Genomic DNA, 19,074 nt, shown 5'->3' with positions numbered 1-19,074 from the left:
CCTCCGGTTCGCACGATGACCTCGGTCTCAGGAAGCAGAACAGGAACCCCATGACCGCCGGCACCACCGTCCAGACCGACATCATCGACGCGCTCACCGGGATCGCGGAGGGCGACGCGCTCGACGCCGCGCGCCGGCGCCGCCCCGACGCCCACGACCACGCGCAGGGCAGCTTCGAGGCGCTGTTCCTGCCGGTCGAGGACTCGCAGGTGACGCTGCCGGAGCGCGCCGCCATCGCGCTCTTCGCGGCCCGCCTCCACGAGCAGCCGGCCGCCGTGGCGTTCTACGGCGCGCTGCTGCGCGAGACCGGCGGCGGGGAGGGCCTCGAGCCCCTGATCGTGGCCGAGGCCGAGCGGGCGGCGGGATCGGGTCCCTACGGGGCGTTCCGCGCGGAGAACGCGCCGGAGAGCACCGAGGGTCCCGTCTACACCGTGGCGTCGGTCGAGGCGGCCTACGCGCTCGGAGACCGGCTCGCCGCGGCGCTCGAGCACGCCCACCTGCTCGTGCTGCACCCCCGCGACGCGGCGCGCGAGCACCTGCAGCGGCTGCTCGACGCCGGCTGGAGCAGCACCGGCGTCGTCACGATCTCGCAGCTCGTCGCGTTCCTCTCCTTCCAGCTGCGGGTTGTCCACGGCCTCGACGCCGTGCGCCGCGCCGACGGCGACGCGGCGGTCGCGGCCGGCGATCTGGAGGCGCTCGCCGCGGAGGTCGCGCGCGCCGCCGAGGCACGGCTCGCCGACGGCGGCGCGGGTGCCGCGACCGGGGCCGGCGCACCGTCGGAGCAGCTGCCGCCGGCGCCGCGGGTCGCCGAGCCGCCGCGCTTCACGCAGGACTCGCTGGGATGGAAGCCGTGGCTCGAGCCGCTCCCGGTGGCCGAGTTCACCGAGCGCCACTACGAGGCGCTCGTGGAACGGGAGCGCGTGCACATGCCGTACTTCCGCGTGCTGGCGCGCGATCCCGAGGCGCTGCGCGAGCGCACTCTCACCGACCTCGACATCTTCACCAACACGGACGCCGGACTGCCGCGCGCCGAGCGCGAGCTGGCCGCCGCCGCGGCCTCCCGCTTCAACGGCTGCGTGTTCTGCGCCTCGGTGCACTCGCGCTTCGCGACCGAGCAGGGCGCCGACCGCGCCGAGGTGCAGCGGCTGCTCGACGAGGGTGTGACCGCGCGCTTCGGCGCGCGGTGGGACGCGCTCATCGACGCGACGGTGGCGCTCACGGCGACGCCGTCGCGCTTCGGCTCGGCGGAGGTCGAGGCGCTGCGGGGCGCGGGCCTCGACGAGCTCGAGCTGCTCGACGCGATCCAGGCGGGCGCCTTCTTCAACTGGGCCAACCGGCTCATGCTCTCGCTGGGCGAGCCGACGGTCTGAGGCGCGGCCGCGCGGTCCGCCCGTTCGCGTGTTCGCCCGTTCGCCCGTTTGCGCGTTTGCGCGTTTGCGCGTCCGCGCGTCCGACCACCCGCCCGTTCGCCCGTTCGCCCGTTCGCCCGTTTGCGCGTCCGACCACCCGCTCGTCTGAGCGCGCATGCTCGTGCTCGCGCAGCCCGCTCTCTCCGCTCCTTCCCACGCCCGTTCCTTCCCGAGCCCGTTCCCGCCCACTCCTTTCCGCCGAAACCGAGCCGATCGTTCGAGACCGCATGAAGTATCCACGCTGAACGCATCATGCTCGCACAATGGGTTCGGGTTCGGGTCCGAGTCCGGGTTGGAGGTCGGGATTCGGGTCAGCGCCGGCGCCCCACCGCCCGTGCGCGGTACTCGCTCGGCGTGACGCCGAGCAGCGCCTTGAAGTCCGTGGTGAAGTGGGCGTGATCGGCGTAGCCGAGCTCGCTCGCGAGCGCGGCGATTCCGAGCTCCGGGTCCTCGCGCAGGCGCTGCGCTCCCTCCTGCAGCCTGCGCCTGCGGATCATCGAGTGCAGCGAGAGGCCGAAGAAGCGCTCGGCGAGCCGCTGCAGGGTGCGCGCCGAGGTGTGGAGCCTCGCGGGCAGCTGGTCGACGCGGGTGACCGCGGGGTCGGCGAGCGCCTCGGCGAGCTCGTTCGCGAGGGCGCCGTCGGCTCCGGGCTCCGGGACGCGTTCGAGCAGCCGGCGTGAGAACGCCTCCACCGCGCGCTCCCGGCGCGCCGGGCCCGCAGCCGCCGGGTCGGTCATCGCCGCCGTCGCCTCGGCGAGCAGCTCGGGATCCCGCACCGGGCGCGCGCCGTCGCGGCAGCCGGCCGGATCCGGCACCAGCGCGGGCACGGCAGCGGGTCGCAGCCGCGCACCGACCGCCCAGCCCGTACCCATGAGCACGCGCTCGGAAGCCCGGGTGGTGGGCCCGACGGCCGAGACGCCCTCGGGCTCGACGACGAGGTTGCAGGCCGGGAAGGGCAGCAGCTCCTGGCGCGACTTCACGCCCTCGGGCAGGGACCACTCCGGGATCCAGAACCAGCGCACCGCGTGGACGAGCCGCGGCGGGGGAGCGACGCGGTGGAACTCCGGGAGCCGCTGCGGATACAGGATGCCCCGCCGATCCTCGTCCATGCCGCCTCCCTCCCAGGCACCGCGGGGAGCCGCCCGCATCGTCGCGCGTCGATCGTGTCGCACATCTACAAGCGGCCGCTCCGGCCCGATCCTACGCTGAAGGCATGAACGCTCACGAGACCCGCGCCGCGAACGGCGCGCACACGACCGACGGCATGCCGCACGGATCCACCAGCCTCACCCCGTTCCTCGCGATCCCGGGCGCCCGCGAGGCCATCGACTTCTACCGCGACGTGTTCGGCGCGCGCGTGGTCGACGTGACCGAGATGGGCGGCGCCGTGGTGCACGCCGAGCTCGACTTCGGTGCGGGACATCTGCAGCTCGGCGAGCCGATGCCCGACTACCACCTGATCGCCCCGCCCGGGGGCGAGGACGACTGCTACTCCATGGGACTCTACGTGCCCGACGTCGACGCGGTGGTCGAGCGCGCGGTGGCCGCGGGCGCGACGGTGCGCGAGGCGCCCTCCGACTTCGTCTCGGGCGACCGCTTCGCCAGCATCCGCGATCCGTTCGGCGTGCGGTGGTCGGTGATGACCCGGGTCGAGGACCTCTCCGAGGAGGAGAGCGCCGCCCGCGTGCGGGAGTGGGCGGCGTCGTTCGAGTCCTGACCTTCGCAGGTCTCGACCCCCGCGCAAGGGGTCGCGATCCGGGGTCGTTCCGTCCGATCGCCCCGGATCGCCCCCCATTGCGCGGGGCGGGAGGGGAGCGCCGAGGGGGCCCGGGAGCGTTCAGCGCCCTCGAGCCGGAGTCACCCGAGCGAGTCGCCGGCCAGGTGCCGACCGAAGTTCTGGAGCGCCTCATCCCACCCGTCGTAGACGAAGCCGTCGCCCGGCTTGCCCTCGAAGCCGCGCAAGTGGAACACGAGTTCCGTGCGGTCGCCCTGCGGGACGAGCGTGAGGGTGATCACCGGCGCCGTGTCGACGGGGGCGCCGGGCTCGCCCCAGGTGAAGACCAGGCGGTCGAACGGTTCGACCTCGAGGAAGACCCCGCCGGTCGGGAACCGCTCGCCGGTCTCGTCGTTGGTCATCGTGTACGTGTAGCGTCCGCCGACGCGCACGTCGAACGACACGCTGTCGGTGGAGACGCCGAACGGGTGCAGCCAGGCGGCGAGCTCGGTCTCCTCCGTCCAGGCCCGCCACACGAGCTCGCGGGGGGCGTCGAAGACGCGGGAGATCGAGAACTCCGGCCTCGTATCGGACGGCGTGCGCGTTTCACTCATGATCCTGCCTCCTGGGAATCGTGGATCTTCGATGCGGTCTTCATCGTCTCGAGGTGCGCTTCGAGCGCGTCGAGACGCAGATTCCACTCGCGACGCTGCTGCTCCACCCAGGTCGCGGCCTCGTCGAGCGGGTCGGCCTGCAGTGTGAGCGTGCGCCACTGCGCGCGAGCGGTGCGCGCGATCAGCCCGGCCCGTTCGAGCACCTTCAGATGCTGGGAGATCGCGGGGGCGCTCATCGCGAAGGGTTCCGCCACCTCGCCGACGGTGGCGGAACCCCGGGCGAGCCGCGAGAGGATCTCGCGACGCGTCGGATCGGCGAGAGCCGTGAATACGAGGCTCAGGCGATCCGGAGCAGCCATTTCGTGATCTCCTTAATTAAGGGTTTTCTTTATTAAAGATGAATCGTGCCCGGATGTCAATGCCGACGGTCGACCCCGACGAGATCGGGGGCTGTTCGGAGGATCCGGTGACTCCGCTCACCGCGTGCAGGATGACGGGAGCCGGATCCGGCCGGGCCGCACCCGCGTGCGCGCGTGGGGGCCGGTCGGGTCGCGATCGCATGCGCGAGCGGATCGCGCCGTTCGAAGCCGAAACGGCGGGGCTCCTACTCCGGGCTGTGCAGGTGCAGCCGCTCGCCGACCGTATTGAAGATGCTCACCACCTCGGCGGGCCGGGTGCCCGCGGCGCGCATGCGGTGCGGCGTGGTGGTGTCGAACTCGGCGGCCTCGCCGCGGGAGAGCACGAGCTCCTGCTCTCCGAGCGCGAGCTCCAGTCGTCCCGAGAGCACGTAGAGCCACTCGTGCCCCTCGTGCACCTGCAGCTCCAGCTCCGGGGCGCCGGGGTGGTAGGTGATCTTGAAGGCGCGCACCTCCGACTCCTCACGGGTGAGCGGGGCGATCGTCATGCCGTCGCGCTGGATCGCGCGGCGGCGCACGCGGGGGTCGCGGTCGCGCGGTTCGAGCAGGTCGTCCACGCGGATCCCGAGCCGGCGGGTCAGGGGCAGCAGCAGCTCGAGGCTCGCCTGCCGCTTGCCCGACTCGAGGCGCGAGAGCGTGCTGACCGACATCCCGGCGAGCCCCGCGAGCTCGTCGAGGGTCCACCCGCGCTCCTGGCGCGCGGCCCGCAGGCGCGGACCCAGCTGCCGCAGTTCATCCATGACGCACTCTCCTTGCTGTTTCGGCAAATCTGATTGCGAGTATCGCACATCACCCCGAGCATGGGAGCATGACCCACACGCACCACCACCCCTCCGCCCCCTGGGACGCGATCGTGATCGGCGGAAGCGCCGCCGGACTGAGCGCGGCGCAGGCCCTCGGCCGCTCGCTGCGCCGCACCCTCGTGATCGACGCCGGGCAGCCCCGCAACCGCTTCGCCGCGCACATGCACAACGTGCTCGGTCACGACGGCACCCCGCCCGCCGAGCTGACCGCCCGCGGCCGCGAGGAGGCCGCGGCCTACGGCGTCGAGCTTCGCGAGGGATCCGTGCGCGCCGTGCGCGACGGGGCCGCCCCCGATGCGGCGCCGGCGGCGGGCGCAGCAGGCGGTGCGGGATCGGGCGGCGCAGCCGAGGCGATGGGCGGCTCCGGATCGCCGCGCACCGTGCTCGTCGAGCTCGAGGGCGGCGAGACGCTCGAGGCCCGCGCGCTCGTGGTCGCCACGGGTCTGCGCGACGCGCTGCCCCCGATCCCGGGCCTCGCCGAGCACTGGGGCAGCGGGGTGCTGCACTGCCCGTACTGCCACGGCTGGGAGGTGCGCGGGCAGCGGCTCGCCGTCCTGACGACCTCGCCGCTCGGCGCGCATCAGGCGAAGCTGCTGCGGCAGTGGAGCGATGACCTCGTGGTGTTCAGCGCGGGGCTCGGCGGTCTCGACGCCGAGACCGAGCGGGCGCTCGAGGCGCGGGGCGTGGTGATCGAGCCGGGTCCGGTCGCCGAGATCGTGGGCGACGGATCCCGCGTCACCGCGGTGCGCACGGAGGAGGGCCGCGAGTTCACCGTCGACGCGGTGTTCACGGCGAGCGAGATGGTGCCCCACGACGGGTTCCTCGCCGGACTCGGCCTGGACCGCGCGGAGACCCCGGCGGGGAGCTTTCTCGCGGTCGACGGGATGGGGCGCACCAGCCACCCGCGCGTGTGGGCGGCCGGCAACGTCGTGAACCCCGCCGCCTCGGTGCCGTCGGTGATGGGCGCGGGCGCCTTCGCGGGAGCCGCCGTGAACTTCGCCCTGGTCGAGGAGGACTTCGCGCTCGCCGCCGATGCGTTCGAGAGCGGGCCGGGAGCCGGACCGGCAGCCGGGTCGGCGCGCGGCGCCGACGAGCCCTCCGTGGATGAGCAGGGGGTCCGCGCTCGCGGTGCGGAGGAGCACGGTCCCCACGAGCACGGTGCCCACGCGCACGCGGCGGTCGATGCCGACGAGGAGCCCACGGCGTTCTGGGAGCGCCGCTACGCCGGGGCCGGGCCCGTCTGGTCGGGGCGGGTGAACCGCACGCTCGCCGAGACGGTCGCGGACTGGGAGCCCGGCAGTGCGCTGGATCTCGGCTGCGGCGAGGGCGGCGACGTGCTCTGGCTCGCCGAGCGCGGATGGCGCGCGACCGGCATCGACCTCTCCGAGACCGCGATCGCCCGGGCCCGGGAGGCGGCCGCGGGGCGGGGCGGGGGCGGCGCGCGGTTCGTCGCCGCCGATCTGGGGCGGTGGATCGAAGACCCGCACAGCGCGGCCGGGGCGGCCGGCCCCTTCGACCTCGTGACCGCGAGTTTCCTGCAGTCGCCCGTGGAGCTGCCGCGCGAGCGGATCCTGCGCGCCGCCGCCGATCGGGTGGCGCCGGGAGGGCGGCTCGTGGTGATCTCCCACGCGGCCCCGCCGCCGTGGGCGGAGGGGCACCGAGGGCCGTTCCCGAGCCCGGAGAGCGAGCTCGCGCTGCTCGGCCTCGATCCCGAGCGGTGGAGCGTGACCGCTGAGGTGCGCACCCGCGAGGCGACCGGACCCGACGGCGCCGCGAGCACGCTCGACGACACCGTCGTGGTGGCGCAGCGGATCGGCGCGCCGGCTCAGTAGCCGGCGCAGCCGCCGGCGGCGAGCCCGGCCGCGGAGCACACCGGGCCCACCGAGCCGCGGCCCAGGTAGAGGCGGACGCCGTTCTCGGGCAGCGCGCCCAGCACCCCGATGCGCAGGGCGGCCACGTCGTAGCGGCCCTCGGTCAGATCCGTCCAGTCGGGCGGTTCGGGGGCCCCCGCGAGCGGGTCGTTCTGCGCGTTGACCGTGAGCGAGACGACCCGGCTGATGAACAGCGCGGTGTAGACGTTCGACACGGCGCCCACGAGCGAGGCGACCGGAGCGTCCAGGGCGGCCACGAGCGCGGGCACGGCGGGGAGCAGCCCCCTGGCCGCCGTCGCGACCTTCGGGCCGAGGCCGGTGTTCAGCGCCGTGAGGATCGAGTTCAGCAGCGAGAGGTTGATGCTGCCGAGCACCGTCGCGGTCGCCTGGACGGCGCTCCCCGCCGCCAGCGCGTCCAGGTCGCCGTCGATGTCGATCGAGATATCGGCGAGGGGAACGATCAGGCTCAGCCGCACCGAGGCCTTCGCCTTGACGGTGATTCCCGAGATCGTGGCCTCGACGGCGCTCGTGACTGCTGCGATCCATTCGCCGAGGGCGCTGTCGAGCGCGTTCGTGAGCGCCGTGACGACGCGCGGATCGCCGAGCAGGTCCGTGTTGGGCGCGAGCCCGTTGAGGGTGACCCCGTCGGTGGCGGCGTAGGCGGCCTGCACGAGTCTCGCGGTGTCGACGGTGATCGTCCCGTTCGCGAGGTCGATGGTGGCGATGCCGCCCGAGTCGCCGATGGTGCCCTGGGTGAGCGCGAGGAGCGGGGACGGGTTCGGTACGGTGACCGTGAGCTCGGACAGCCCCACCGATCCCGCCGACAGCGCGCCGAGCAGGGGGTTCAGGATGCTCGAGATCGCCGTCCTGACGAGCGGCGCCAGGGGAGAGCTCGTGCCGGTGAGCGCGCTCGCGGAGGTGCTGATCGACGACGCGATCCCGTTCACCCCGGTGACCAGGGCGCCCACGGTGGGGGAGGAGACGCGCACGTCGGCCGAGGCCGCGAGGTACTCGCGGGTCAGCGCCTCGGCGAGCGACGAGCTCCAGGCCGCAGCGCAGCCGTCGAGCGTCGCCCGCCCAGCCACGGCTCCGATCCCGAGGGACACGTCGGAGACGTTCGAGAGCAGCCCGGCGACCGGCGGGTTGACCGCGGCGAGGAGCTGGGAGAGGCCGAGCGTCGCCAGCTCGGGGTAGGCGTCGCCCGGCGCCGTCGCGATCCCGCCGGTGTCGGTCACGTAGCCGGAGGCACCCGCCCCCGCGCCCCCGTTCGCGGCCCGTCCGTACTGGCCGAGCACGCCGGTGCTGTTGTCGAGCGGCAGCTGCAGCAGGCCCTGGCCGAGGTCCGCGTCGACGGCCGAGAGCGCGACGACGTTGAGCGGGTTGGCGTAGGCGTCGTCGCCCAGCGGTGTCGCCGCACCCGAACCCTCGCGCGAGCGGAGGCCGTTGTTCGTGACCTCGACCCCTCCCGCTTCGACGAGCGCGTCGAGATCGAGGCCCAGGATCGCACCGCTCAGCGCCCGCCCCTCCCCGCGATTCGCGAAGACGCTCTCGGGCGCCGCGCAGTCGGCGGTGCCGACGGCGGGACCGTGCGCCCACTCGGCGTCGTTCCACGCGGCGTCGCTGGTCACCCCGCTCTGCGCGACGAGCGCGGTCGAGACCAGCACCGCTGCTGCGGCGACGCCGATCCCGCGCCGCATCGACGCCCCGGCCCCCGGAGATCCGCGCGCAGCAGCCCCGCGCCGCGGCCGTCGCGCGCGGTCCCGCATCCGCTCGACGAGGCTCATGAGGCCTCCCGCGGCAGATCCGTCCGGCCCGCCCGGCCCGCCCGGCCCCGGAGGGTCAGACTCGCACCGAGACCGCCGAGTCCGACGGCCAGTACGCCGAGCGCGACGGCATCGGCGCCGGTGACCGGCAGGCGCGGGCCGTGACCCTCCACCGGCGTGACGGGGCGCACGCCGCCCTCGCCGGAGGCATGCACGCCGAGACCGACGCGCGCGACGCGCCCGGCCACCGCCTCCGCGTCGGCCTCCGCCGGGACCGACAGCTGCACGAGCAGCTGCCGCGGTTCGCCCCGACGCAGCTCGGCGAGCTCGAAGCGGTCGTCGCGCTGCGCGAGCTGCGACAGCGGGGTCGCGGGCAGCACGACCGCGCGCTCGCCGGAGCAGGGGACTCGCGAGAGATCGGCGCCCGCGTGCGCGCCGGTCCGGAACGCTCCGGTGCAGGCCACGACCTGCGCGGTCATGGCTGAGGCGCCGAGCAGCTCGCCCGAGGCGTCGAGCTCGATCGCGAGCGTACCGAGCTCCGCGTCGAGCAGCGACGCCCGGAGGAGCCAGCGCATCGACTCCCCGGGTCCGAGCGTCGCCTGGAGCGGGGTCGTCGTGTGCGCCGCGAGCCGCAGATACCCCGGGCGCCCGCTCTCCGTGATCTCCTGGAACACGGCCGCGGCGCGGGCCGCCGAGAGCGCGACCCCGAGCAGCGCGACCGCCGCGAACACGCCCGCGAGCAGCAGCGCGATCGCCCGGGACCGGCGCGCCGCCGCGGTCATCGCGATACCTCGGACGCGTGGCGCGGGGCGCGTTCCGGATCGCGCTCGCGCTGCGGTCCGGGATCCTCGTCGTCCCGACGGGGCCAGAACGCCCAGGTGACGAGCGCACCGACCCCGAGTACCAGCGTCCCGGCGCCGATCGGCGTCTGCAGCAGCATGAGCGCGGTGCCGGCGTGGGGCACGGCGAACACGGCTCGGCGCACCTCGGTGACGACGTAGGGCAGATGGTCGGGGGTGTCGTTGTCGTCGCCCTGCATCACGATCTCCCGGGCGTCCGGGTCGCGCGGATCGGGGGCCTCGCCTCCCGGCGCGGCGGCGCGCAGGTCCGGGGCATGCTCCCCCGGCGGCGTCACCTCCCGGATCTCGATCACCCGGTGGGTCACCGGCATCGGCTCCCCAGCCCGCTGCACGGTCACCACGTCCCCGATCCGAAGCGCGTCGGCGGGCGTCGGCAGCGTGACGGCCACGGCTCCCTGCGGCATCGCCGGGCTCATCGAGCCGGTGCGGAAGGTGACGAGGGTCGCGCCGGTCGCCGCGGAGCTGACGAACCAGCAGGCGAGTCCGAGCGCCGCCGCCACGACCACGACCGTGGCGGCGGTGCCGAGGATCTTGCGGATCATGCGCGCCTCTCAGGGTACGGCGAACGCGCCGGTCGAACGATCGACCGGCGGCTCGGCTTCCACTCCCGGCCTGCTAGTCGGACTCCGCCGCGAATCGCCACGCCGGGGCGATCGAGCGGCCCATGAGGTCGACGCCGTCGCCCTCGGCGACGGTCTGCGCGTCCGCCGGCAGGTGGATCACGAAGCAGTAGTGCTGTGGATCGCCGGGTGCGGAGGAAGTCGCCGCGCCCAGTGCCTGGGCGGCTGTGGCGGACGCGCCCAGCGATGCGCCGCTGAGCCCGGTGACCGCGCTCCAGTCGCCGGCGTCGAAATCCGCCGCCGTACAGTCGGGAGCCGTGGCGTCGTCGGAGGTGTGCACCGTGAGCTCGACCGCGTTCCAGAGCTCGTCGTCCGGGTCCGAGGCGGCCGCACCCGTTGCCGCGACCGCTCCGGTCAGGGTCACCTCGCCGCCGATCGAGCCGGTCTTCGTGCGCAGCGACACCGGCGCGTAGACCGTGTCGTCCGGGGCGAGCGCGAGCGCCGCCGTGGTGAAGTCGAGGGCGCCGCCCGGATTGGACTCGTCGTCGTGCCAGCCGCCCTCCGTGAACTGCTCGACGTCGAAGGTGCTCGTGCCGATGCCGGGCTCGTCGCCCGCGGCTCCGCCCCACACCCACTCGGAGTCGGTCCACGACGCGAGCGTGTAGGTGGCACCGAGGCCGACGGCGAGGGCGCCGGCTGCGATGGCCGCGATCTTGCGGCCCCTGCGAGATGACGTTTGACGAGATGACGATTGATGGTGTGCCACGACAGACCTCCCCGTTGTTGTCCCACAAATCGCGTAACGAGAGTCCTGGCGGTCGGCGTCGACCATCCCGCGCGCATGTTCCCCGTACGCGCCGGATCGGGGAGCGCTATGCGCTTCCCAATGTTCCCCGGTGAGATGGAGCGTATCAGTCTTCAGAGGTCGGTGGGAGGTTCCGATTGGACACAGTCCGGTATCGATCTCCGTCGCGTGTGCCGGTCCTCCCGTCCGGACCCATCGCCCGCCCGCGCGAGCTGCCGCCCGGTCGCCCGCCCGTTCGCTCGCCCGCCGGGGAGGCGCACGCGCCGACGGCGCCCGCGCCGACGGCGCCCGCCCGCCGAAGCGGAGGGGCGCCGTCGCGATCCGGAACCGGCCTGGTCTACGGCAGCAGGCGGTTCGGTCCGCGGAAGAGGTAGGTGACCTCGCGGATCGACGACTGCTGCAGCATCAGCATCAGCACGCGGTTCAGGCCCATGCCGAAGCCGCCGTGCGGGGGGACGCCGTAGCGGAAGAAGTCGAGGTAGAACGACAGCTCGGCCGGGTCCATGCCCTTCTCGACGGCCTGGGCCTCGAGCACCTCGATGCGGTGCTCGCGCTGGGCGCCGGTGGAGATCTCGGTGCCGCGGTAGATGAGGTCGTAGCTCCGGGTGAGCTGCGGGTTCTCGGCATCGCGCATGTGGTAGAACGGGCGGATCGAGGCGTCGTAGTCGGTCAGGAAGACGAAGTCGCTGCCGTACTTCTGCTGGACGTGGGCGGCGATGCGGCGCTCGCCCTCGGGGTCCATGTCGGCGTCGGCGCGGGGCACCTCGTAGCCCTCGGCCTTCACGATCTCCTTCGCCTCGGCGAGCGGGATGCGCGGGAACGGGCGCGCGGGCACCTCGAGCTCGACACCGAAGAGCTTCCGGATCTCCTCGCCGTGCTTCTCCTGGACCGCGGTGAGGCCGGCGACGATGAGCTCCTCGTGCAGCTCCATGACGTCCTCGTGGGAGTCGATCCAGCTGATCTCGGTGTCGATCGAGGTGAACTCGGTCGCGTGGCGCGAGGTGAACGAGGGATCGGCGCGGAACGCCGGACCCACCTCGAAGATGCCGCCGAAACCGGCCGCCTGCGCCATCTGCTTGAAGAACTGCGGGCTCTGCGCGAGGAACGCCTTGCCCTCGAAGTACTCCACCTCGAAGAGCTCGGCACGCGACTCGGAGGCGGAGGCCATCAGCTTCGGGGTCTGGATCTCGATGAAGCCGCGCTCCACCCAGACCTCGCGCAGCGCGTGCAGGAAGGTCGTCTGCACGCGGAAGACGAGGTTCTGCTCGGGGCGGCGCAGATCGAGGAAGCGCCAGTCGAGGCGCACGTCGATGCCGCTGTCGGCCGCGATCGGGTTGTCGGGCAGTGCCCTGGTGACGACCTCGATCGTCTCGATCTGGATCTCCACGCCGCCGAGCTTCACGCGCTCGTTGTGCTGCAGTTCGCCCGTGACCGTGATGAACGTGCCCTGGGTGAGCTCGCTGATCGTGGTGGTGCGCGGCACGAGGATATCGGAGCGCGGGTTCTCGGGATCCGGCTCGCGCAGCACGCCGCCGTTGACGAGCTGCACCGCGCCCGACTCGTCGCGCAGCACGACGAACTGCACGTAGCGCTGGTCGCGCACCTTCTCGACCCAGCCGGAAACACGCACGGGGCCGTCTTCGCGGGCGGCCAGATCCTTGATCAATACACGCTCAGTCACCCGGACAGTCTACCCGTGCCGCCGTGCGGTCCCTTCCGGTGCGTCAGCCCCTCGCCCCGGAATCCGCGCGTCAGTAGTTGTCATCAAACCTCGAGGGAGGTGACATCTACTGACGCGCGTCGGTCGAGCACGGTGAGGAACGGACGGGCCGCCGGAACCTCAACCATCAGACGGGACACATTGTGTAATAAAGCCTGGCGGGCTCGGGCGCTCGAATCGCGGAAACCTAGACTGAGGCAGCGTGATCCGCCGCCCCGGGGATCCGAGATCGAGCCGCCAGGCCCCGCGAAAGAGAGACCGGCATGTCGTCACCCGCCCACGTGATCCGTTCCGACGAGGAGGCGCTCGCCCAGGCCGCCGAGTTCCGGGACTCGGTGCTCGAGCGCGCCGCCTCGATCGACGCCGACCGGGTGATCCCGCAGGACATCGTCGAGGAGTTCTCGCAGCGCGGTCTGTGGGCCATCACCGTGCCGAAGAGCCACGGCGGCGCCGACGTCTCGCTCGAGACGGTGGCCGAGGTGATCGCCATCGTGGCCGAGGCCGACAGCTCGCTCGCGCAGATCCCGCAGAACCACTTCTGCCTCGTCGAGGACATCAGGCTCAGCGGCACCCCCGAGCAGCACGAGTTCTTCTTCGGCCTCGTGCTGGGCGGCAGGCGCTTCGCCAATGCCTTCAGCGAACTCGGCGGCAAGAACGTGGGCGATCTGCAGACGAGGCTCGTGCGCGAGGGCGACGAGGTCGTCGTCAACGGGCGCAAGTTCTACTCCACCGGGTCGATCTACGCCGACTGGATCCCCGTGCTCGCCGTGGACGAGGATGGGCTCGAGCTGCTGGTGTTCGCCGAGAAGGACGCGCCGGGCCTCACCGTCGTCAACGACTGGTCGAGTTTCGGTCAGCGCGCGACCGCGAGCGGATCCGTCGTGCTGGAGGACCTGCGCCTGCCCGCGAGCCGGGTGTTCCCCATGTACCAGGAGTACGACAACCCCACGCTGGCGGGCCCGCTCGCGCAGATCACCACCGCCGCGATCGACCTCGGGATCGCCCGCGGGGCGTTCCGCGAGACCCTCGCGGCCACGCGGGCGGCGCGGCCGTGGATCGACGCCGGCGTCGAGTCCGCGACGAAGGATCCGCTCTCCCTGAACATCATCGGCCGCCTCGACATCGATATCCGCGCGGCCGAGGCGCTGACCCGCGAGGCGGCCCGCACGATCGACGCCGCCAAGCCCGCCCCCGACGAGCAGAACGTCGCGGCGGCCTCCATCGCCGTGGCCCGCGCGAAGGTGCTCACCACCGAGGTCTCCCTCGAGGCGTCGAGCCGCCTGCTCGAGCTCGGCGGCACCCGCTCGACGCTGGGGGAGAAGCGCCTCGACCGCTTCTGGCGCAACGCGCGCGTGCACACCCTGCACGATCCCGTGCGCTGGAAGAACCACGCCATCGGCGACTACGTGCTCAACGGCACGCTGCCCGCCCGCCACTCCTGGCTGTGACGCCGGGCGGCCCCCTACCCCGCGACCCCGATCCTCGAAGGCGGAACCGAGCAGCATGAGCACCGAGCCGAGCCCCGCGCAGCGCATCCACCTCAACCTGTTCACGATGAACACGGTGGGCCACCTGTCGCCCGGCCTGTGGCGGCACCCGGCCGACCAGAGCCGGCGCTACACCGAACTGCCCTACTGGCTCGACATCGCGCGCACCGCCGAGGCGGGCCTGCTCGATGCGATCTTCTTCGCCGACGTGCTCGGCACCTACGACGTCTACGGCGGCGGACCGGAGGCGGCACTCGCCGGCGGCGTGCAGGTGCCCGTCAACGACCCGCTGCAGCTGGTGCCGGCGCTCGCCTCGGTGACCGAGCACATCGGCTTCGGCGTCACGGCCTCGACCTCGTTCGAGCACCCCTTCCCATTCGCGCGGCGCATGTCGACGCTCGATCACCTCACCGGTGGCCGGGTCGGCTGGAACGTCGTCACCTCGTACCTGGGCTCCGGCGCGCGCAATCTGGGCCTCGAGGGCCAGGTGTCGCACGATCGCCGCTACGACATCGCCGAGGAGTACCTGGAGGTCTGCTACAAGCTGTGGCAGCGCAGCTGGGACGACGATGCCATCGTCGCCGACGCCGCGACGGGCGTCTTCGCGGATCCCGAGCGGGTGCACGCCATCGGGCACCGGGGCGAGTTCTTCACCGTGCCCGGCTTCCACCTCTCCGAGCCGTCGCCCCAGCGCACCCCGGTGATCTACCAGGCGGGGGCCTCGCCCCGGGGCGTGCGATTCGCCGCGCGGCACGCGGAGCACGTCTTCGTCGCCGCGCCGACCCGCACCGTGCTCGCGAAGCAGGTGCGGGCGGTGCGCGAGGCGGCGGCCGAGGCGGGGCGCACGCAGACGCCGCCCGTGCTCAATCAGCTCACCGTCGTCGTGTCGGACACCGACGCCCACGCGCAGCGGCTCTTCGAGGAGTACCTCGAGGTGGCCTCGCCCGAGGGGGCGCTCGCGCTCATGTCGGGCTGGACCGGCATCGACTTCGCGAGCCTCGAACCCGACGCCCCGCTCGCCGGGCACCGCAGCGACGCCATCCAGTCGGCGCTCGCCGCATTCACCGACGCGGACCCGGATCGGGTGTGGACGCCGCGCGAGATCGCGGACTACGCGCGGATCGGGGGAGACGGCCCCGTGATCGTGGGCTCGGCCGCCACCGTCGCCGACACGATCGAGGAGATCGTCGAGGAGACCGGGGTGTCGGGGTTCAACCTCGCCGCGGTCTCGCAGCCCGAGACGCTGCGAGGCATCGTCGAGCACCTCGTGCCCGAGCTGCAGGCGCGGGGCCGCTTCAAGCGGGAGTACGAGCCGGGCACGCTGCGCGAGAAGCTGGGCGGTGCGGGCGCGCGCCCCGGGGCCGATCACCCCGCCGCGCGGGTGCGCATCGATGGCGCACCCTCCGACTGAGCGGAGGGCAGCCCTTCCCGCCGAGCGGGCGCCGCGAGTCGAGATCGCGGTTCCGCCCCGCTGCTCCCGCCGGTCGCGCGACCCGGAGGCGGCCGCGCCCTCTACGCGCGACGGGCCCGGCTGAAGCGGTGCACCGCCCAGTCGCCGAGCAGCTGGATCGCCTGCACCAGGATGATCTGGATGACGACCGTGACGACCATGACATCCGTCTGGAAGCGCTGATACCCGTAGCGGATCGCCAGGTCGCCGAGCCCGCCCCCGCCGAGCACACCCGACATGGCCGTGTAATCGATGAGCGCGATCGCCGTGACCGTGACGCCGGCGAGCAGCGCCGGTCGCGCCTCGGGCAGCAGGATGTACTGCACGATCTGGCGGGTGCTGGCCGCCATCGACTGCCCGCACTCGATGAGGCTGTGGTCGACCTCGCGCAGCGCGATCTCGACGAGTCGCGCCAGGAACGGGGTCGCGGCGATGACCATGGGCGGGATCGCGCCGGCGACGCCGAGCGTGGTGCCCACGAGCAGCGCGGTGAGCGGCAGCACGGCGATCATCACGATGATGAACGGCACGGAGCGGATGATGTTGACCACCGCGGAGAGCACCCCGTGCACGAGCGGATTGCTGCGGATGTGGCCCTTCCCGCTCAGGTACATCAGGATCCCGAGCGGCAGCGCGAGCACCACCGTGCAGGCGAGCGCGACGACGAGCATCACCACGGTCTCGCCGAGCGCCTCGGCGATCTCGGGCCAGTGCACGTTGGGCAGATAGCGGTCCATGATGACCATCATCGCCAGCGACGGGCATAACCCCGGCGAATGTTTCTCATCATTACTGCGAAACAGTGCGCGGGTGCCCGTCCCGCCTAGCATTCATGCAGCGCACCGCTTCCACGCAGCGCGCCGCCCGGTCCCGTGCGGCGCCGTCGCGGCGGCCGCCAGAGCGCACCGCAGACCCCCTGCGCCCACCGCACCCGACGCACCGCACGAACCCGAGGAGAACCCATGAGCAGCACCACAGAGCCCGGCGGCCCGGGCGGCGACGCCCAGTCGCTGATCGAGGACGCGGCCTCCCGCCGCGGCCGCTCGAAGAAGCGCGGTGTGCTCATCGCGGTCATCGTCGCGGTCATCGCGGCCGCCGCGATCGTCGCGGCGATCCTCATTCCCAGGGCGGGCGCCGAGGCGACGCAGCGGCTCGTCGTGGGCGCCACGCCCGTTCCCCACGCCGAGGTGCTCGAGGTCGTGAAGCCGATCCTCGCCGAGCAGGGCATCGACCTCGAGATCGTGGTGTTCCAGGACTTCATCCAGCCCAACGCCCAGCTGGCGACGGGCGAGCTCGACGCCAACTACTACCAGTACCTTCCGTTCCTCGACAACTACAACGCCGAGAACGGCACCGATCTCGTGCCGACGGTCCCCGTGCACATCGAGCCCTTCGGCGCGTTCTCCGAGAAGTTCGACAGCCTCGACGAGGTCGCCGACGGCTCCAGCATCGCGATCCCGAACGACCCGGTGAACGCCGGGCGCGCGCTGACGCTGCTGGAGCAGGAGGGGCTGATCTCGCTCGCGAGCCCGGGCGACGCGAGCTCCACCATCAACGACATCGCCGAGAACCCGCGCGACCTGGAGATCACGGAGCTCGAGGGGGCGCAGCTCGCCCGCTCGATCGACCAGGTCGACGTCGCGTTCGTGTTCGCCAACTACGCGCTCGATGTGGGCATCGACCCGCTCAGCGCGATCTTCACCGACCAGGGCAACGAGGCCTACTCCGAATACCTGGTGACCCGGCCGGAGCTCGTCGAGGATCCGCGCATCGCCGCGCTGAACGAGGCGCTCAACTCGGACACGGTGCGGGAGTTCATCCTCGACGAGTACGAGGGCTCCATCGATGTCGCGTTCTGAGAACGCGGGGACCGCGGGCGGCGCGGCGGGACGGGATCCCGCCGCGCCCGCCCGCGGCTCCATCTCTCTGCGCGGGCTGCGCAAGACCTTCGCCCGCGGCCGTGGCAAGGGGGAGTTCCACGCGCTCGACGGGGTCGATCTCGACATTCCGGGCGGCTCGATCTTCGGCGTGATCGGGCGCAGCGGTGCGGGGAAGTCGACCCTGCTGCGCACCATCAACCTGCTGGCCGCCCCGGACTCCGGCGAGGTGCTCATCGACGGGGTTCCCGTGACCGGCGCCCGGGGGGCCGAACTCGCGGCGCAGCGCCGCAAGACCGGCATGATCTTCCAGCACTTCAGCCTGATGACCTCGAAGACGGTGTGGCAGAACGTCGCGCTGCCGCTGCGCCTCGCCGGGACGCCCGAGGCCGAGATCGACCGCCGCGTCGCCGAGCTCATCGCCCTCGTGGGGCTCGTGGAGCACGCGCACGCCTATCCGGCGGCGCTGTCGGGCGGGCAGAAGCAGCGTGTCGCCATCGCCCGCGCGCTCGTGCACGATCCCGAGATCCTGCTCTCCGACGAGGCCACCTCGGCGCTCGACCCCGAGACGACGCGCTCCATCCTCGGACTGATCCGGCGCATCAACCGCGAGCGCGGGGTGACGGTCGTGCTCATCACGCACGAGATGTCCGTGGTCGAGGAGATCGCCGATTCGGTGGCGATCGTCGACGGGGGCCGGGTGGTCGAGCAGGGGCCGACGTGGCGGATCTTCAGCGACCCCGCGCACGCGGTGACCGCCGAGCTCGTACGCGCCGCCCGCCGCGACCGGCTCGGCGACATCGCGGCCGCCGTCGCCGACATGCCGAGGCTCGCGCGGCACCGCTACGTCGCGCGCTTCGACGGGGGCGCGTCCATCGGGATCAGCGACGTCGCCCGGCTCGCGCCGGACATCCGGGTGCTGAAGAGCGACATCCGCACCGTGCAGGGGCACTCGCAGGGGTATCTCGTGTTCGAGACGGACGCGGAGCCGGCGCTCGCCGACCGCGCCCCGTTCCGGCTCGAGCCGCTTCCCGCCTGACGTCCGCACCGGGGTGCCGGGACTGCGAGAATGATCGGATGAGCAAGATCCCGGATCCCGCACCGCACCCCGAGCGCACCACGGCCGGCGTGGGTCCCTGGCCCGGCGGGCGCGACGCGTGGCCGAGCGAGGACCGCTACGATCCCGAGCTGCTCGCGCACGGCGACACCCGCAACGTGGTCGATCGCTACCGGTACTGGCGCATGGAGGCCATCGTCGCCGACCTGGACGAGCACCGGCACCCGTTCCACGTGGCGATCGAGAACTGGCAGCACGACATGAACATCGGGTCGATCGTGCGCAGCGCCAACGCGTTCGCCGCCGACACCGTGCACATCGTGGGCCGCCGCCGCTGGAACAAGCGCGGCGCCATGGTGACCGACCGCTACCAGCACGTCGTGCACCGCGAGGGGGTGGATGCGCTCGCGGCCTGGGCGGCGGGCGAGGGGATCCCGATCATCGCGATCGACAACGTACCGGGCTGCGTGCCCATGGAGACCTTCGACTGGCCCGAGCGCTGCGTGATGCTGTTCGGGCAGGAGGGGCCGGGGCTCACCCCGGAGGCGATCGCCGCGGCCGAGGCGGTGGTCGAGATCACGCAGTACGGCTCGACCCGCTCGATCAATGCGAGCGCGGCCGCCGCGGTGGCGATGTACAGCTGGGTGCAGCAGCACTCGCCGCTGAGC

The 19,074-nt window shown here is 72.8% G+C and carries 18 protein-coding genes; 8 read left to right on the top strand and 10 right to left on the bottom strand.

The window, feature by feature from the left end:
• Positions 1 to 50 precede the first annotated feature (50 nt).
• Complete coding sequence (locus tag ACWKZU_RS14180; RefSeq protein ID WP_449282982.1) at positions 51 to 1,370, top strand: alkylhydroperoxidase domain protein; 1,320 nt, start codon at positions 51 to 53, stop codon at positions 1,368 to 1,370.
• Between the two features lie 350 nt (positions 1,371 to 1,720).
• Here ACWKZU_RS14180 and ACWKZU_RS14175 read toward each other — a convergent pair whose 3' ends face one another.
• Positions 1,721 to 2,518, bottom strand: a complete 798-nt coding sequence (locus tag ACWKZU_RS14175; RefSeq protein ID WP_449282981.1) for a helix-turn-helix domain-containing protein — start codon at positions 2,516 to 2,518, stop codon at positions 1,721 to 1,723.
• 104 nt (positions 2,519 to 2,622) lie between these two features.
• On the opposite strand from ACWKZU_RS14175, the gene ACWKZU_RS14170 reads away from it, so the two are divergent.
• A complete protein-coding gene (locus ACWKZU_RS14170; RefSeq protein WP_449282980.1) occupies positions 2,623 to 3,126 on the top strand; it encodes a VOC family protein in 504 nt (167 codons plus the stop codon).
• A 140-nt stretch (positions 3,127 to 3,266) separates the two neighbouring features.
• Here ACWKZU_RS14170 and ACWKZU_RS14165 read toward each other — a convergent pair whose 3' ends face one another.
• From ACWKZU_RS14165 to ACWKZU_RS14155, 3 genes are all read right to left on the bottom strand, one after another.
• Positions 3,267 to 3,737 carry an SRPBCC family protein gene (locus tag ACWKZU_RS14165; RefSeq protein WP_449282979.1) on the bottom strand — a complete coding sequence of 157 codons (471 nt, stop codon included), beginning with the start codon at positions 3,735 to 3,737 and terminating at the stop codon, positions 3,267 to 3,269.
• On the bottom strand, positions 3,734 to 4,096 hold the full coding sequence (locus ACWKZU_RS14160; protein ID WP_449282978.1) for an ArsR/SmtB family transcription factor: 363 nt from the start codon (positions 4,094 to 4,096) through the stop codon (positions 3,734 to 3,736). The genes ACWKZU_RS14165 and ACWKZU_RS14160 overlap by 4 nt, the downstream gene beginning before the upstream one ends.
• A 245-nt stretch (positions 4,097 to 4,341) precedes the next feature.
• Positions 4,342 to 4,893: a helix-turn-helix domain-containing protein gene (locus ACWKZU_RS14155; RefSeq protein WP_449282977.1), complete on the bottom strand. Its 552-nt coding sequence runs from the start codon at positions 4,891 to 4,893 to the stop codon at positions 4,342 to 4,344.
• A 68-nt stretch (positions 4,894 to 4,961) separates the two neighbouring features.
• On the opposite strand from ACWKZU_RS14155, the gene ACWKZU_RS14150 reads away from it, so the two are divergent.
• Positions 4,962 to 6,788 carry an FAD-dependent oxidoreductase gene (locus ACWKZU_RS14150; RefSeq protein WP_449282976.1) on the top strand — a complete coding sequence of 609 codons (1,827 nt, stop codon included), beginning with the start codon at positions 4,962 to 4,964 and terminating at the stop codon, positions 6,786 to 6,788.
• On the opposite strand, the gene ACWKZU_RS14145 is transcribed toward ACWKZU_RS14150, so the two are convergent.
• From ACWKZU_RS14145 to aspS, 5 genes are all read right to left on the bottom strand, one after another.
• Positions 6,782 to 8,611 carry a choice-of-anchor G family protein gene (locus ACWKZU_RS14145; protein WP_449282975.1) on the bottom strand — a complete coding sequence of 610 codons (1,830 nt, stop codon included), beginning with the start codon at positions 8,609 to 8,611 and terminating at the stop codon, positions 6,782 to 6,784. The genes ACWKZU_RS14150 and ACWKZU_RS14145 overlap by 7 nt on opposite strands.
• Positions 8,608 to 9,372, bottom strand: coding sequence for a hypothetical protein (locus ACWKZU_RS14140; RefSeq protein ID WP_449282974.1), 765 nt, complete (start codon positions 9,370 to 9,372; stop codon positions 8,608 to 8,610). Before ACWKZU_RS14140 ends, ACWKZU_RS14145 begins: the two co-directional genes overlap by 4 nt.
• Positions 9,369 to 9,992, bottom strand: coding sequence for a hypothetical protein (locus ACWKZU_RS14135; protein WP_449282973.1), 624 nt, complete (start codon positions 9,990 to 9,992; stop codon positions 9,369 to 9,371). Before ACWKZU_RS14135 ends, ACWKZU_RS14140 begins: the two co-directional genes overlap by 4 nt.
• 73 nt (positions 9,993 to 10,065) lie before the next feature.
• Entirely contained in the window at positions 10,066 to 10,776 is a 711-nt protein-coding gene (locus tag ACWKZU_RS14130) for a SipW-dependent-type signal peptide-containing protein (protein ID WP_449282972.1), read from the bottom strand.
• Between the two features lie 376 nt (positions 10,777 to 11,152).
• Positions 11,153 to 12,496 carry an aspartate--tRNA(Asn) ligase gene (aspS, locus tag ACWKZU_RS14125; RefSeq protein ID WP_449282971.1) on the bottom strand — a complete coding sequence of 448 codons (1,344 nt, stop codon included), beginning with the start codon at positions 12,494 to 12,496 and terminating at the stop codon, positions 11,153 to 11,155.
• A 302-nt stretch (positions 12,497 to 12,798) separates the two neighbouring features.
• On the opposite strand from aspS, the gene ACWKZU_RS14120 reads away from it, so the two are divergent.
• Positions 12,799 to 13,983: an SfnB family sulfur acquisition oxidoreductase gene (locus ACWKZU_RS14120; RefSeq protein WP_449282970.1), complete on the top strand. Its 1,185-nt coding sequence runs from the start codon at positions 12,799 to 12,801 to the stop codon at positions 13,981 to 13,983.
• A gap of 55 nt (positions 13,984 to 14,038) precedes the next feature.
• Positions 14,039 to 15,433 carry an LLM class flavin-dependent oxidoreductase gene (locus ACWKZU_RS14115; protein WP_449282969.1) on the top strand — a complete coding sequence of 465 codons (1,395 nt, stop codon included), beginning with the start codon at positions 14,039 to 14,041 and terminating at the stop codon, positions 15,431 to 15,433.
• A gap of 101 nt (positions 15,434 to 15,534) precedes the next feature.
• On the opposite strand, the gene ACWKZU_RS14110 is transcribed toward ACWKZU_RS14115, so the two are convergent.
• Entirely contained in the window at positions 15,535 to 16,209 is a 675-nt protein-coding gene (locus ACWKZU_RS14110; RefSeq protein WP_449282968.1) for a methionine ABC transporter permease, read from the bottom strand.
• A 225-nt stretch (positions 16,210 to 16,434) separates the two neighbouring features.
• Between ACWKZU_RS14110 and ACWKZU_RS14105 the strand changes: the two genes are divergently transcribed.
• The 3 genes from ACWKZU_RS14105 to ACWKZU_RS14095 form a co-directional block, all read left to right on the top strand.
• Positions 16,435 to 17,331 (top strand): MetQ/NlpA family ABC transporter substrate-binding protein, encoded by an 897-nt coding sequence (locus ACWKZU_RS14105; RefSeq protein ID WP_449282967.1) that lies wholly within the window; start codon positions 16,435 to 16,437, stop codon positions 17,329 to 17,331.
• A complete protein-coding gene (locus ACWKZU_RS14100) occupies positions 17,318 to 18,388 on the top strand; it encodes a methionine ABC transporter ATP-binding protein (RefSeq protein ID WP_449282966.1) in 1,071 nt (356 codons plus the stop codon). The genes ACWKZU_RS14105 and ACWKZU_RS14100 overlap by 14 nt, the downstream gene beginning before the upstream one ends.
• Positions 18,389 to 18,426: 38 nt before the next feature.
• Positions 18,427 to 19,074: TrmH family RNA methyltransferase (locus ACWKZU_RS14095; protein ID WP_449282965.1), on the top strand; the 648-nt coding region annotated here is incomplete at its 3' end.

The organism is Leucobacter sp., assembly GCF_053528595.1.
The sequence above is the reverse complement of the archived record's forward strand: the minus strand, read 5'-3'. Positions and strand labels throughout refer to the sequence as shown.